The organism is Kribbella qitaiheensis (assembly GCF_014217565.1).
GTDB classification, from domain to species: domain Bacteria; phylum Actinomycetota; class Actinomycetes; order Propionibacteriales; family Kribbellaceae; genus Kribbella; species Kribbella qitaiheensis_A.
In genome coordinates this window covers 4068928-4083346 of sequence record NZ_CP043661.1, presented here as the reverse complement: position 1 = coordinate 4083346, position 14419 = coordinate 4068928, and the positions used below count along the sequence as shown (strand labels likewise).

General features: G+C 69.1%; 12 protein-coding genes. 6 read left to right on the top strand and 6 right to left on the bottom strand.

Annotated elements, in window-relative coordinates:
- Positions 1–161 precede the first annotated feature (161 nt).
- Together F1D05_RS19140 and F1D05_RS19135 are read left to right on the top strand one after the other, a co-directional pair.
- Positions 162–1805 carry a hypothetical protein gene (locus F1D05_RS19140; protein WP_246485760.1) on the top strand — a complete coding sequence of 548 codons (1644 nt, stop codon included), beginning with the start codon at positions 162–164 and terminating at the stop codon, positions 1803–1805.
- 299 nt (positions 1806–2104) lie between these two features.
- A complete protein-coding gene (locus F1D05_RS19135) occupies positions 2105–3895 on the top strand; it encodes an NHL domain-containing thioredoxin family protein (protein ID WP_343066476.1) in 1791 nt (596 codons plus the stop codon).
- Here the strand turns inward: F1D05_RS19135 and F1D05_RS19130 are convergent.
- The 5 genes from F1D05_RS19130 to F1D05_RS19110 all read right to left on the bottom strand — a co-directional run bounded on the left by F1D05_RS19130 (position 3885) and on the right by F1D05_RS19110 (position 9693).
- Positions 3885–4133, bottom strand: a complete 249-nt coding sequence (locus F1D05_RS19130; RefSeq protein WP_185441574.1) for a DUF6458 family protein — start codon at positions 4131–4133, stop codon at positions 3885–3887. The two genes, F1D05_RS19135 and F1D05_RS19130, sit on opposite strands and share 11 nt — an antisense overlap.
- A gap of 150 nt (positions 4134–4283) precedes the next feature.
- Positions 4284–5642 (bottom strand): hypothetical protein, encoded by a 1359-nt coding sequence (locus F1D05_RS19125; RefSeq protein ID WP_246486819.1) that lies wholly within the window; start codon positions 5640–5642, stop codon positions 4284–4286.
- Positions 5639–6313 (bottom strand): hypothetical protein, encoded by a 675-nt coding sequence (locus F1D05_RS19120; protein WP_185448911.1) that lies wholly within the window; start codon positions 6311–6313, stop codon positions 5639–5641. Before F1D05_RS19120 ends, F1D05_RS19125 begins: the two co-directional genes overlap by 4 nt.
- Entirely contained in the window at positions 6310–7584 is a 1275-nt protein-coding gene (locus F1D05_RS19115) for a hypothetical protein (protein ID WP_185448910.1), read from the bottom strand. The genes F1D05_RS19120 and F1D05_RS19115 overlap by 4 nt, the downstream gene beginning before the upstream one ends.
- Before the next feature lie 249 nt (positions 7585–7833).
- Positions 7834–9693 (bottom strand): acyl-CoA dehydrogenase, encoded by a 1860-nt coding sequence (locus tag F1D05_RS19110; RefSeq protein ID WP_185448909.1) that lies wholly within the window; start codon positions 9691–9693, stop codon positions 7834–7836.
- Between the two features lie 191 nt (positions 9694–9884).
- Here F1D05_RS19110 and F1D05_RS19105 point away from each other — a divergent pair, with 191 nt between their 5' ends.
- The 4 genes from F1D05_RS19105 to F1D05_RS19090 all read left to right on the top strand — a co-directional run bounded on the left by F1D05_RS19105 (position 9885) and on the right by F1D05_RS19090 (position 13863).
- A complete protein-coding gene (locus F1D05_RS19105; RefSeq protein ID WP_185448908.1) occupies positions 9885–10409 on the top strand; it encodes a histidine phosphatase family protein in 525 nt (174 codons plus the stop codon).
- 87 nt (positions 10410–10496) lie between these two features.
- The gene (locus F1D05_RS19100; protein ID WP_185448907.1) at positions 10497–11795 is read left to right on the top strand and encodes an MFS transporter; all 1299 of its coding nucleotides are present in this window, start codon (positions 10497–10499) and stop codon (positions 11793–11795) included.
- 1 nt (position 11796) lies between these two features.
- A complete protein-coding gene (locus tag F1D05_RS19095; protein ID WP_185448906.1) occupies positions 11797–12957 on the top strand; it encodes an anhydro-N-acetylmuramic acid kinase in 1161 nt (386 codons plus the stop codon).
- A 108-nt stretch (positions 12958–13065) separates the two neighbouring features.
- Positions 13066–13863 carry an alpha/beta hydrolase family protein gene (locus tag F1D05_RS19090; RefSeq protein ID WP_185448905.1) on the top strand — a complete coding sequence of 266 codons (798 nt, stop codon included), beginning with the start codon at positions 13066–13068 and terminating at the stop codon, positions 13861–13863.
- A 64-nt stretch (positions 13864–13927) separates the two neighbouring features.
- Here the strand turns inward: F1D05_RS19090 and F1D05_RS19085 are convergent, their stop codons facing one another.
- Positions 13928–14419, bottom strand: a complete 492-nt coding sequence (locus tag F1D05_RS19085) for an AAA family ATPase (protein ID WP_246486818.1) — start codon at positions 14417–14419, stop codon at positions 13928–13930.

The window sequence follows — 14419 nt, the reverse complement described above, 5'->3', positions numbered from 1 at the left end:
GCGCACCTCCGGGTGGGTGCGGGCCGCGAGTCATTTGCGGGAGGCTCGGCGTACTGAACGCACTCGTTGTGTGTACGTCGTGACGGCGTGTCGAGCCCTTCATCCACAGGACGCGCGCACCGCCCAGCGCGAAGGTGCTCATCGGCGGTAATCTCGCCAGGGTGACCAAGTCACGAGGCCGGGACGGACGCGGCAGCCATTTGCGGCTGGTCGACTCCAGTTCGGGCTCCACCCCAGGGCAGCCGCCGGCGGGTGTCGTGGGAACCGACCTCGACACCACGCCGAGTGTCGCTGTGCTGGACACCTTGCAGGAAACGCTTCTGCTCGACCTCGCGGCGGCTCCGCCCGCGCTGCACCCGGTGATCGCGGAGGCCTCGGTCGCCCGCTCCGCCGCGCTACTTGCCGACCAGCTCTGGCCGGCCGGGCAGCCCGACGAGATCGGCGAGGTGGAGCGGTTCTTCTGGGCCGATGCCGCCCGCGTGCTCGGTGAGCGACGCGACCTGGATTCCTTTGTGCTGTTGACGAGTCTGGCCCGGACGGTCGGTCCGGCGGGTCGGTTGCCCTTGCAACGAGCGCATCTGTCACGCGGGCGTACGCAGTACGGGATGCCTGACTGGATCTCGCGGATCGCCGGGTTCCGGCTGACCAGCGCGATCGTGTCGGAGGACGTCACCGGCGACGGGCTGAGCGTGGTGCTCGACTACGACGACGACCAGCATCCGCACACGGTGGTGGTTTTCGTCGACAACAATCAAGGCGCCATCGCCAAGGACGTGTTCGTCGGACCGCCGGTCGATCGGGTGGTCGAGGCGTATCAGCGTGGCGGCCGGGTCACCGTGCGTACGGTTCGGCCGGCGACGGCCGCGGGGATCATCCTGCAGGCGCTGGGCGAGACCCATGACCACGACGACCCGCCGGTGACCGAGGACTTCGAGTTCTTCTCCGGTTTGCTGGTGAACCGCCTTACCCAGTTGCCGGAACGCCCGATCCGCCCGCCGGTCCGGCCGCAGCTGTCCGGGCGGCAACGCGATCAGCTGGTGACGGAGTTCCTCGAGTCCGGCTATGCGAGCGGCCTGTCCGATGACGCGGCCGATATCGCCCGGCTCTGGATCGACCACGCCGTCGACCGGACGGTCGGTGGTCCGTTGCGGGTCAGCGCGGTGCTGGTCGAGCTGTTCCTGTCGTACTGGTTGCCGCGCAAGGTGCTTGCCGACAGCACCTACTTCGCCGCGGTGCCGCCGGTGGTGAAGGCGTGGCTGCAGTTCGCGGGTGAACGGACGGCGCTCGACCTGGACGCGATCGAGGAGGCGGTCGACGCGGTCGACGTATGGACTCCTGCTCTCGAGGCGGCCGCGCTGGCGGATCCGATCGGCGCCCGCACCGGCGAGCGGGTGTTCCTGGACGACACCAGCGACGACCTCGAAGACGCCTACCGGACGCTGGCCGGCCTGGGCGCACCACCACGTCCCGATCTCCGTGGTCTCGACAAGGCCCAGGCGGCGACCCTCACCGTGCTCGCTCCGCACGCTTGGCTGCTGGCCGGCGAGACCCTCGGCACGGACTACGCGGCCGAGGCCTACGAGATCGCCGACCGCCTGGTCCGCGACGCCCCCGACCTGCTCACCAAGGCCCGCCTCTCCACCTGGCCCCGGGCCATCGTCTGGCTCCTGGCCCACCGCCACCGCCTGGTAGGCCCGGGCGAACCCCTGACCCCCCTCTCCCTGGCCGCAGAGCTCTCCTCCTCCCCACCCACCCTCCGCAAAACCGCCAAGCTCCTCACAGACACGCTGATCCTCCCCCGCTGAGACCGGAGGCTGGTAGGCCGCCGACCTGGATCCGTGCAGGGTGAAGTGAAGGAAGGCGGGGGAGTCCTGCCTCGTCGCCGCACGTATCGCCGGCCAGGCAGAGGTCCCGGGTCCGGTCCTCACGCTGACGCGGATCAGGCGCGCGGAGTGCGACGGCGGCAACCACTGCCTGGCTGGGAAACCGGTTCGGTTGCCGGCCTCTGTGCATCCGGTGAGCATTTTCCGGCGGCGGAACGCTTAGCCGGTGCACAAAGACGCCGTACTGAGGGGCGGGGGCGGCGGTGGGGGCGGTGGGGCGGATGATGGGGGGTATGTCTGTGCGTGCGCCGGAGCTCAGGGGTCGGGGATGGTTGAACACCGGGGGGAGGGAGCTGGGGCTTGCTGACTTTCGGGGGCGGTTCTTGCTGCTCGATTTCTGGACGTTCTGCTGCATCAACTGTCTGCATGTGCTGGACGAGTTGCGGCCGTTGGAGGAGAAGTACGGCGATGCGCTGGTGATTGTGGGGGTGCATTCGCCGAAGTTCGCGCATGAGGGGGAAGAGGCGGCCGTGAAGGCGGCGGTCGAGCGGTACGAGGTGGGACATCCGGTGCTGGACGACCCCGAGCTCATCACCTGGGAGAACTACACCGCCCGGGCGTGGCCGACGCTGGTGCTGGTGGATCCGAACGGGTACATCGTCGCGCAGTACTCCGGGGAAGGGCACGAGCACGCCCTGGACGCGCAGCTTGCGGAGTTGATCGCCGAGCACGAGAAGGCCGGCACGCTGACCCGCGGCAAGTCGCCGTACGTCGCGCCGGAGCCGGAGCCGACCGAGCTGCGATTCCCGGCCAAGGTGGTTGCGTATGGCAATGGCTTCCTGGTCGCCGACGCTGGTAACCACAGCGTCGTCGAGCTGGCGGAGGACGCCACGACGGTGGTCAGGCGGTTCGGGACCAAGCATCGCGGGTTCAAGGACGGGGCCGAGGCCGCCTTCTCCGAGCCGAACGGGCTGACTCTGCTGCCGGACGAGGTCGCCGCGGAAGTCGGGTACGACGTGGTCGTCGCCGATACGGTCAACCACGCGCTCCGCGGGATCAACCTGACCACCGGCGAGACCCGGACGCTCGTGGGCACCGGAAAGCAGTGGATGGACGGCGACGGCACCGGCGTGCTGAGTTCGCCCTGGGATGTCGCCTGGTGGCAGGACAAGCTCTGGATCGCGATGGCCGGCGTACACCAGCTCTGGACCTTCGACCCGTTCACCAAGACCACCGAGGTGGCAGCCGGTACGACGAACGAAGGTCTCCGCGACGGGGCGAAGGAGCAGGCCTGGTTCGCGCAAACGAGCGGCCTCGCCGTCGACGGTGACCGCCTCTGGCTCGCCGACTCCGAGATCTCCGCGCTGCGCTGGGTCGACACCGAGGTGCACACGGCGGTCGGGACCGGCCTGTTCGACTTCGGGCTGCGCGACGGCAAGGCCGAGGAGGCGCTCCTGCAGCACCCACTCGGCGTGACGGCCCTTCCGGACGGGTCGATCGCGATCGCGGACACCTACAACGGCGCCGTACGCCGGTACGATCCGCGCGCCGGCCTGGTGGAGACGATGGCGACCGGTCTCGCCGAGCCGAGCGGTGCCGTTGTCTCAGGCAACGAGTTGCTGGTGGTCGAGTCGGCCGCGCACCGGCTGACCCGGATCCCGCTGGGCGCGTCGGCGAAGCCGGACGAGTTCTCCACCCGGACGCAGCGGCCGCCGATGGAGATCGCGGCCGGCGAGGTGACGCTGGAGGTGGTGTTCATGCCGCCGCCGGGTCAGAAGCTCGACGATCGGTACGGACCGTCGACCCGGCTGCTGGTGTCGTCGACCCCGGAGGCGCTGCTGAAGGAGGGTGCGGGCGATTCGACCGAGCTGACCCGTCGCCTGGTGATCGACGAGCGCGTCGGCGACGGGGTGCTGCACGTCGCGGTACAGGCCGCTTCTTGCGACGACTCGGCCGAGGTCGAGTTCCCGGCGTGCCATCTGCATCGCCAGGACTGGGGCGTACCAATGCGAGCGACGGCAGGCGCCGCCACTCGCGTGGAGTTGGTGCTGTCGGGAGCCGCTACTCGATGATGTCGCGGCGGTGCTCTTCGACGACGCGGTATTCCTCTTCCACCGCGGGGTCGAGGGCCTCGTTCGGGACGCGGCGCCGACGGTTGGTGATGTAGAACGAGAGCACGATCCCGGCCACACCGGCGAGTATCAGGATGTACCCGACGGCGGTCAGATTGACGGCGTCCCAAGAGTCGCGGACGGCGAACGCGAAGATGGCGCCCACCACCATCAGGAAGATCCCCACACCGATGCTCATGCCGAGCCCTCCTCGAAAAGATCCAGACAGTGTGACGCTACGCCCGTTCGGGCGTCGGGGTCTATCACCGACGCGTGTCGATGGTCACTCCCGGCAACCGGACGGGCTCGTCCACCCCCTTCGTACCCGTAGCTCAAACGTTCGGGTAGGTCAGGAGCGGTAGTCGCCGCGGTTCACCGCGGTGGAGAGGTTGTCGCCCACGGCGCCGAATAACGTCCGGGCCCAGAGGTCGTCGCCGTGCCAGTAAGGGCCGTCGTCTCCAGGCAGCGACTTCGGCGCCACCCCCCGCTTGAGCGCTTGCCGGCACTCGGTACACAGCGGCAACGTCAGCGTGGCACCGTCCGACTCCACCTGGGTCGGTCGCCCGGTTGCCCTGGCGTGCAAGGGATTGAAGGCACACAGCGGCTGTACTGCGGGCGCCTTGCGTCCCGCCGCGATCGCCTTCGCGATCTCCAGTTCGCGGCGCGCCTGGTCCAGCAGCACCATCGCGCCGACCACATCGACCAGGTCGCGGGATGCGTCCAGCACCCGCCCGGCCGCGTCGTGGGCATCGAGTGCCAGCTCCTGATGACGCAGTCCGTCGCCGGCCACCGTCGGCAGCGCGGCCAGCTCGGAACCGAGGTCGGTCAGCTCGGCCGTCGTCTCCCGGGTCAGCCGGCGTCGGTGTTCCGCGGCCACCGTGGCGGCGACATGCGGTGGAATGCGGAACGGCTTCTCCCGGCGCGGCGCCGCTCCCACTCCCGCGATCGCCGGCGCACTGCCGCGCCGCCGCAGCCCGATCCACAGTCCCAGCGCGACCAGGATCGCCAGCACGGCAACGATGATGCCAACGGCAAGTACTCCACCGGAAACGCCGTCGCCATCGCCGGAGTCCGAGCCGGTGGACCTGGTCCCCGTCCCCTCGGGCTTGCGAGTGGCGGCCGGCAGCGGTGGCCCGGCCAGTAGTTCGTAGAACCGCGCCAGCACCTCGGTCGGTCCGGCGTCGTACCCGGTGTCGTCCAGCGCCCGCTCCCGGGCCGGGCTCAGCACCTTCTCGTCGAGCGTCGGGACGTCCTTGATCTCGTACCAGGGGAAGCGCCCGCCACCGTCGACCACTACATACAGACCGGGTTTGCGGAGCGCGTCCATCACCAGGGTGATGACGTTGCGCTCCTTGCCCTGGAAAGCGTCGCTCGGGCTCAGCGGCAGCACGATCGTGTAGACCGGATAGCCGAGGGCCTTCGCCTTAGCCCGAACGTCCGTCAGCTTCGCCGCAGGCAGCGCCGGCGCGTAGACCGGATCCACGTACACCGGATCCTTCACCAACGCGGCAGCGATCTCCTTCGCCCGCTCAGCCGGCGTCGGCTCCGCCACCACCCCACTCGGCACCGCCACCGCGCTGCTCAGTTGCGCCGCCACCCGACTTGGCGTCGCCGTCTCTCGACTCGATGCTGCTAGGGCTGGGGACGGGATCGTGATGGTTGCGAGTAGCAGGGTGCTGGTCAGGGTCACAGCAGGGCGGGTCTTCATCGGGATCCTTCGCGTCGTCGGGCGACCAGGGCCGCCAGTCCCAGCACCGGCAGGGCCAGGATTGATCCTCCGAGCAGGCCGATGGTGAATCCACCGAACCCGTTGCCGATCGCCTTGCCCGGGGTGAACGGCTCCGGCTCGTACGTCCGTTCCGGCTCCTCCGGCAGCGGCGTGGTCCGGGCCACGCGCGGCTCGTACCGATCGCTGACCTTGACCTCGTCCAGGTAGGTCGCGACCTCGTCGGCAGCGGTCGCCTTCGAGGACATCGCGTACGTGGTTCCTGGGCTCCGGACCGCGACCAGATGGGCGGTGCCACTCGTGGAGTGGCCGTCCAGTACGAGGTACAGGCCGGGCTTGCCGTTGGTCACCGCGAGCCACCCGGCGAGCTGGATGGCGTCGTCGTGCTCGGGAAACCACTGCCCGGTAGGCAGCGCGGCGACATACACCGGCACCGGCGCCTTCGAGATCCGCTCCGCCAGTTGCCGGAGCGGTTCATCCTCGAAACCTTCGGACCCGGCGAAGAGCGGATCGACGTACACGGGGTTCGTCTTCCAACCCTGAACAGCCGCCACTACCCGCGGATCGGACCGGAAGTCGGCTGCGCTCGCGGTCGTGACCGTACCGAGTACGACGAACAGCCCGGCCACCAACGCCAGCAGGACCCGCCTCATCGGCCGGCTCCGTAGACGCGCCCGGCCCGGTCGGCCAGGTCGTCTTCGAGGGCGCCGAAACCGGTCGCCAGCAACGGCTCTTCCTTCGGATCGAGGGTCCAGTACGGAACGGCCTTGTGGTCCAGCCGGAGCAACCCGGACTTCTTCCACAGCCGGAACCCGGGCGGTGTCTCGCCGCGAGCGAGGATCTTCGCGCAGGCAGGACAGGCCGGTACTTCGGTGCCCTCGGACCAGGCGGCCTGGACGGTGCCCGGCTGGTGGGTCGGATCGAAGAAGCACGGCGGCTGGACCTCGTTGCCCCCGGCCGCCTGCTGCGCCTGCCGGGCCAGCACCAAGGCCCCGGCGGTCGCGGCCAGGTCGTCGGGCGCCGCACTCCGCAGCGCCCGGGCGGCCGTCAACCGCTCCGACGCGTCGTCGCGCTGGTCCAGCAACTCGGGCAGGTTCAGCTTCGCCCGGCTCCTCCCCGAGGCCTTGATTCGTGCCTCCAGGCTGCGCACGGCCCGGTCCGCCTTCGCGATCCAGCGGTCGGCCTGAAGCTGGACCGAGGTGATGGTCGCCGGCGTCCCCGGCTTCTTCGAGCCGCCTGGGCGGCTCTTCGGTGCCGGCCGCCTGCGCTGGTGCCGCAAGGTCAGTCCGATGGCCAGGAGGAACCCGGCCAGGCCCCCGGCGCCCATCCCGATGAAGGCGGACCGATCCTCCTTGTCCGTGGTCGACAGGCCGGAGTCCTCCTCGTCCGGCGGAGGCAGGTCACCGGCCGGTACGTCGGGTAGGGGGCGGCCGTCGTACGCCGTCGCCGCCTGTTGGATGGTCCGGACGATTCCCGGTGCGGGGCGAGTGGTGATGAGCTTGTTGTCGGACTTGTCGTCCAGCTGTACGCCGGTCAGGCTGCGTCCCTTGAGTCCACCGGGCCGGATCAGGATCTCGTCACCCGACCAGTAGTCGTCCGTGACCGTCCAGACCAGGTACAGCCCGGGCTGCCCGACGCGTGCCTGCAGCAACGTCGGCAGGTCGAGATCCCCCGCCCGGGTGGCCGGAGTACGCGGCAGGAGCGCGACGTACACCGGGAAGTTCACCGTCCGGGTCGCGGCGCGGATCCGGTCCAGCTCGGCCGGCGGGAAGCCGGGGCGCATCGCCGGATAGACGAAGACGTGGTCGGTCCGCCAGCTCGCGGCGATCTGATCCGGCAGTTCTGGCGGCGCCGCGGCGGCGGGGACGGGAAAGAGGAAGGCGAGCGCGGCCAGTGGCACCAGGCGCAGGAGTCGGGCGGACATCGGAGTCAGCGTACGACGAGGGGACACGTCATCGTTGACGCTGCCCCGATCGCCGCGGTTCCGAACGAAGCACGGCCCTGGCCTGGACAGGGGAAGCCAAGCCAGGGACGCGCTGTCGCACGGGTAGAAACGTTGCTACACAAGCCCTTCGCCTACCAGGGCAGATCGCGGGGCAACCCCGGGGCAGATGATCTGCCCCGACCGGGCCTCCGGCGCGGCCCGCGCAAACGGCCGAGCCGGAGGAGTCGGTCAGAACGCGGACAGCGGCAGGTCCATCACGTCGAGGTCGGTCATCTCGGCCTTGATCCGCTCGGCGCGGACCGTCGGCATCGTGGACCGCACGAACCACTGCGCCGCCGCGACCTTGCCGGTGTAGAAGTCCTTGTCCGCGTCGGACAGCTCGCCGCCGAGCTTCTCCAGCGCGACCTCGGCCTGGCGCAGCATCAGCCAGGAGCAGACCACGTCGCCGAGCACGTACAGCAGGCGGGAGGTGTTCAGGCCGACCTTGTAGACGTTGCGCGGGTCGCCGTTCTCCGCCTGCGGGTTGCTCGACATCAGCGCCTGGCCCATCACGCCGAGCAGCTTCTGGGTGTCCTCGAGGCCCTTCGCCAGCAGCCCGCGCTCCTCCTTCAACCGGCCGTTGCCGGCTTCGGAGGCGACGAACTCCTGGATCTTCTCGGACAGGTGCCCGAGCGCCTTGCCCTGGTCCTTGATGATCTTGCGGAAGAACAGGTCCTGACCCTGGATCGCGGTCGTGCCTTCGTACAGGGTGTCGATCTTGGCGTCACGGACGTACTGCTCGATCGGGTAGTCCTGCAGGAAGCCGGAGCCGCCGAAGGTCTGCAGCGACTCGGTGCCGAGCAGGGTCCACGACTTCTCGGAGCCGTAGCCCTTCACCAGCGGGAGCAGCAGGTCGTTCACGCGCTCGGCCTCGACGTCGTGCTCCCCGGCGTACCGGGCCTTCTCGGCGCGGTCCTGGTAGGTCGCGGTGAACAGCACCAGAGCACGTAGTGCCTCGGCGTACGACTTCTGTGTCATCAGCGAGCGGCGTACGTCGGGGTGATGCGTGATCGTGACGCGGGGTGCGTCCTTCGCCGGGTTGGTCAGGTCGGCGCCCTGGACTCGCTCCTTGGCGTACTCGAGCGCGTTCAGGTAGCCGGTGGACAGGGTGGCGATCGCCTTCGTGCCGACCATCATCCGCGCGTACTCGATCACCTGGAACATCTGCGCGATGCCGTTGTGCACCTCGCCGAGCAGGTAGCCCTTCGCGGGGATGGTCTCGCCGAAGGTGATCTCGCAGGTGGTGGAGACCTTGATGCCCATCTTCTTCTCGACGTTCGTGACGAAGGCGCCGTTGCGCTCCCCGGTCAGCTCGCCGGTCTCCAGATCGAAGTCGTACTTCGGGACCACGAACAGGCTGAGCCCCTTCGTGCCCGGGCCGCCGACGCCCTCGATGCCCTGCGGGCGGGCCAGCACCAGGTGCACGATGTTCTCGGTCATGTCGTGCTCGCCGGACGTGATGAACCGCTTGACGCCCTCGATGTGCCAGCTGCCGTCGTCCTGCAGGGTGGCCTTGCTCCGGCCGGCGCCGACGTCGGAACCGGCGTCCGGCTCGGTCAGCACCATGGTGGCGCCCCAGCCACGCTCGATCATGTGGCGGGCGATCAGCTTGTCCCGGTCGGTGCCGTTGCGCCACACGACGTGGGCGAAGTTCGGGCCGGCGGCGTAGATGTGCACGGCCGGGTTCGAGCCGAGGACCATCTCGGCGGCGGCCCAGCGCAGTGACGGCGGGGTCGGCTGGCCGCCCAGCTCCGGCGGCAGCTCCAGCTTGTACCACTCGGCGTCCATGTAGGCGTGGTAGCTCTTCTTGAACGCCTCCGGCATCTTCACCTCGTGCGTCTCCGGGTCGAAGACGGGCGGGTTGCGGTCCGCGTCCTCGAACGAGGCGGCCAGTTCGTTCTTCGCCAGCCGGTCGATCTCGCTGAGCACCTCACGGGCGGTGTCGACGTCCATCTCGGCGTACGGCCCCTGCCCGAGCACCTCGCCCCGGCCCAGGACCTCGAGCAGATTGAACTCGATGTCCCGCAGATTCGACTTGTAGTGGCTCACGCGGATTCCCCTGCCTCTTCGCTACCTGTACTCGTCAGTAACTTGAGTATATACCTGCCAGTAACTAAGGCAAAGCAAGTTGAGGAAGTCGAGGGCCGGGGTGAGGGAAGGAAGGCGGAGGGAGAGGGCGGTCGAGGGCTGGGGTGAGGGAAGGGAGGCGGGAGGGGGAGTGAAGAGGGCAGGGTGGGGCCGTGACTGTGAAGCTGGTTTATGAGACGCACTCGATCACTGTGGACAACGAGCGGGGGGTTGCTACCGGATGGTTGCCGGGGGAGTTGTCGGGGGAAGGTCGGCGGCTGGCGGCGGAGTTGGGAGTTCGTCGGCCGGGGGTGGACGCGGTGTTCAGCTCTGATCTCCGGCGGGCCGTCGACACTGTCGACCTCGCGTACGGCGATCGGGTGCCGCGGTTCCAGGACTGGCGGTTGCGGGAGTGTGACTACGGCGAACTCAATGGGGCGCCGGTGGAGTCACTGACGCCGCGCCTCCGGTACGTCGATGAGCCATTTCGCGGCGGCCAGAGCTACCGCCAGGTCCTCGACCTCACCAGGTCCTTCCTCGAAGACATCAAGGCGCTGTACGACGGGCGCACGGTGCTCGTCGTCGCCCACTCGGCCAACAGGTGGGCCCTCAGAAACCTCCTCGGCGACGGCACTCCGCTCGAAGACCTGGTCGACGCCCCGTTCGAATGGCAACCCGGCTGGGAGTACGACCTCTGAGCGATCGGGTCGCCAAGAAGGAACTGATAGACCAAGATGGAGATGATGTGGGAGGAAAGTTACGACGGGGCTGACTCGAGGAGACTTATGAGCACCACCGCGCAGCTCGACGTCCGGCGGAACCGGCGATCGCTGGTGGCCGGCACGGTCGGCAACTTCGTCGAGTGGTACGAGTTCGGCGCCTACGGTTTCTTCGCCACCGTGATCGCGGCGAACTTCTTCAGCACCGACTCGACCAGCGACGCCGAGAGCCTGATCAAGACCTACGCCTCGTTCGCGCTGGCGTTCTTCTTCCGCCCGATCGGCGCAGCCGTCTTCGGCCGGCTCGGCGACCGGATCGGCCGGCGACCGACGCTGATCATCGTCCTGCTCCTGATGGCCGGCTCCACCACGCTGATCGGCGTGCTCCCGACGTACGCGACCGTCGGTGCCGCGGCGCCTTGGTTGCTGACGATGGTCAGAGCGCTCCAAGGGCTGTCCGCGGGTGGTGAGTTCGGTGGCGCGGTGTCGATCATGACCGAGTTCGCGCCGAAGACGAAGCGCGGTCTGTACGGCGCGTGGCAGTCCTTCACCGTCGCGCTCGGACTGCTCACCGGTGCCGGGCTGGCCGCGATCCTGGCGACGACCCTCAGCAAGGACGCACTCAATGACTGGGGCTGGCGGGTGCCGTTCCTGCTGGCCCTCCCGCTCGGTTTGGTCGCGCTCTGGCTGCGGCTCCGGCTGGATGAGACGCCCAACTTTAACCGGGTCAAAGAAGAGCCCGGGTTGCCCGAAGACCGCGCGGACAAGGCTGAAGTGGCCAAGGCGATCGTGCTCGGGATCGGCCGGCTGATGGGCTGGTCGGCAGCGGGCTACACGTTTCTCGTGGTGATGCCGTCCTATCTGCAGGCGACCCTGCACGCGACGTTCCAGCAGGCGCTGGTGGCGACCGTGCTGGCCAACCTGGGCTTCGCCATTTCGATCATGCCGGCCGGCTGGCTGAGTGACCGGATCGGCCGCCGCCCGGTGATGGCGACCGGCGCGGCGCTGGTCGTAGTACTGGCGTTCCCGTTGATGAATCTCCTGCAGGACAAGGGGAGTTCGAACGCGGCGAAGGGGATCGCGGTGTTCGTGGCCGGGCTGGTCGTCGGGCTGATGGCCGGACCTGGACCGGCCATGCTGGCGGAGATGTTTCCGACCCGCGTGCGCTACACCGGACTCGGCCTGGCCTACTCGCTGTCGAACGCGGTCTTCTCCGGTAGCGCCGGACTGATCATCACCGAGCTCATCAAGCGAACGGGTAACGTCGACATACCGGCGTACTACGTGGCGGTCACCTCCACCGTCAGCGTGATCGCCCTGCTGACCCTTCGAGGCGACGATCACCGACAGGAGTTGCGGGACTGACATGCGAGTGATCGGGCTGATGTCGGGGACGTCGTACGACGCGATCGATGCCGCGGCGGCGGACCTCCGGCTGGAAGGCGACACCATCGTCCTCACGCCGCTTGGTCTACTCAGCCGCCCCTATCCGGAAGACCTCCGCCGCGAGCTCGCAGCTTCCTTGCCGCCAGCAACCACTTCGCTGGAGCAGGTCTGCCGGCTCGACACCGGTATCGGTCAGGCGTTCGCGGCTACCGCGGCGCAGGCGGTCGAGCAGCTCTGCGGCGGTCACGCGGATCTGATCGTGTCGCACGGTCAGACGGTCTTCCACTGGGTCGACGGCGACCAGGTCCGCGGCACGCTCCAACTCGGCCAGCCCGCTTGGATCACCGAGGCGACCGGCACCACCGTGGTCTCGGACTTACGCGCGCGAGACGTCGCGGCGGGTGGCCAAGGTGCGCCGCTGGTCAGCATCGTCGACGTGCTCTGGTTGCGCGGCCGCCCCGGTACGCCGATCGCCCTCAATCTCGGCGGCATCGCCAACATCACCGTGATCGCGGACGAGCCGATCGCGTTCGACACCGGCCCGGCCAACGCGCTCGCAGACGCGGTCGTCCACGAACTCACCAGCGGCCGGGCGAGCTTCGACGCGGACGGGGTGATGGCCTGGCGCGGCACGAGCCACCCCGAGTTGTTCGAGCGACTACTGGCCGAGCCGTACTACGGTCGCCCAGCGCCCAAGAGCACCGGCAAGGAGCTCTTCCACCTCGGCTACCTGGCTCATGCGATGGAAGGACTACCCGAGATCGCGCCGGACGATCTGGTCGCCACCGTGACCGCGTTGACGGCGCGAACCGTTGCTGACGCGGTGCACGCGTACGGCGGGACGGAGGTGATCGCCGCCGGTGGCGGGATCCGGAATCCGGCCTTGATGCATCGCCTCGGCGAGGAGCTTCGCGGGATTCCCCTTCGCAGTACGGACGAGCTGGGCCTGCCGTCGGTGGCCAAAGAGGCGTACGCGTTCGCAGTACTGGGATTCCTCACCATGAACGGGCTGGGCGGCACGGTGCCGAGCTGCACGGGGGCGCGGCACACGACTGTGCTCGGCTCGATCACGCCGGGGCTGGGCGCGATGCCGCTGCGGTCGCGACCCGAGCTGGTGCCGGTCAAGCTGCGATTGAGCTGACCCGGCCGGCGTGTGACGATCCAGCGGTGATCACCGCCAAGGAAGTCCAGGTCGACGGCCGGTCCGCGCTGCTGACAGTGCCCACCGACGGACCCGTCCGGGGCCGGAGTGGTCGCCCTGCACGGGTCGAGCAATTCGTCGTACCGGCAGGCGATCTTCGAGCACCTCGCGAACACGCTCGCCCCGCTCGGCGCCGCCGTACTGAGCTTCGAGCGGGCGCCCTGGCCGAGCGACGACGTCGACATCCCGTACGACGTCCAGGCGGATGGCGCGGTGGCGGCGTACGAGGTGCTGAAGTCGTACTACGACGTGCCGACCGGGGTCTGGGGTGTGAGCCAGGGGACCTGGGTCGCGGCGCTGGCTGGGCAACGGCTGCCGGATACGGCGTTCATGCTGCTGCTCGGGTGCGCGGGAGTCAGCCCGGCCGAGCAGATGCGGCACGCCACCATCGAGTCCGTACGCCGAGCCGGGTACGACGAGGAGGCGGTCGCCGGGGCCGTGGAGATCCGCGACCAGGTGGCTGAGCTGCTGCGGGGCAAGGTGGATCGGGCGGCGGTGGACGAGCTGCTTCGGCGGCAGGCGGACCAGCCGTGGTTCGACCTGGCCGGGATCCCGGTGGATCTGGGCGAGGAGCTGCCGGTGTGGCACGAGATCGACTTCGCTTCCGAGCCGCTGTACGCGACGGTCACGTGTCCCGTACTGCTGATGCATGGCGAGCACGAGGCGAACCTGCCGGTCCCGGAGACGCTGGAGGTCTGGCGGCGAGCGGCGGCGACGTCCGGGAACACCCAGGTCGACAGCGTCCGGATCCCTGGAGTCGGCCACTGGCCGGGCACTCCCGATCGCTCGCTGGAAGGGATCAGCCCCGCCTACACCGCGACCCTGCAGAACTGGTTCACCCGGTGACAGCGCTTGCGTCCGAAGAGGTGAGGGGCCTGCCCCTCGCTTCTTCGGACGCAACCGGGGTTGCTCACTCTTTGACCCAGGCAAGGATCTTCTGGGCCGACTCCTCCGGCGTACCGTCGCCGGCGACGGAGCGCGGGACCAGCTTGCGGATCTCGGCGGCGTCAGCGAGCGCCTCGGCGATCTGCGCATCGGACCACCCCCGCGCGGCGAGCCGCTTCCGGCGTACTGGGTCCGGGCAGTCCAGGTGCAGCCAACGGCCCTCCGGCAGCTCGCGCGGCACCAGCGGCGAGAGCAGCAGCATGGGGCTGCCCGATCGGCGGACCAGCTCGGTGATGCGCAACCAGAGCGCGTTGTACGCCGGCCAGTTGGCGGCCGCGGACGAATGGGCGATGTCGATGCCGAGCAGCCGGCCCTCGGGATCCAACAGCTCGTCCATGTCCATCACGACCAGCCGGCTCTCGCCGACGGACGTGGACCGGCGCAGCCGCAACAGCTCGGGCAGCACCGTCGACTTGCCCGCGCCAGGCGCTCCGGTCACCACGAACAACCTCGTCAC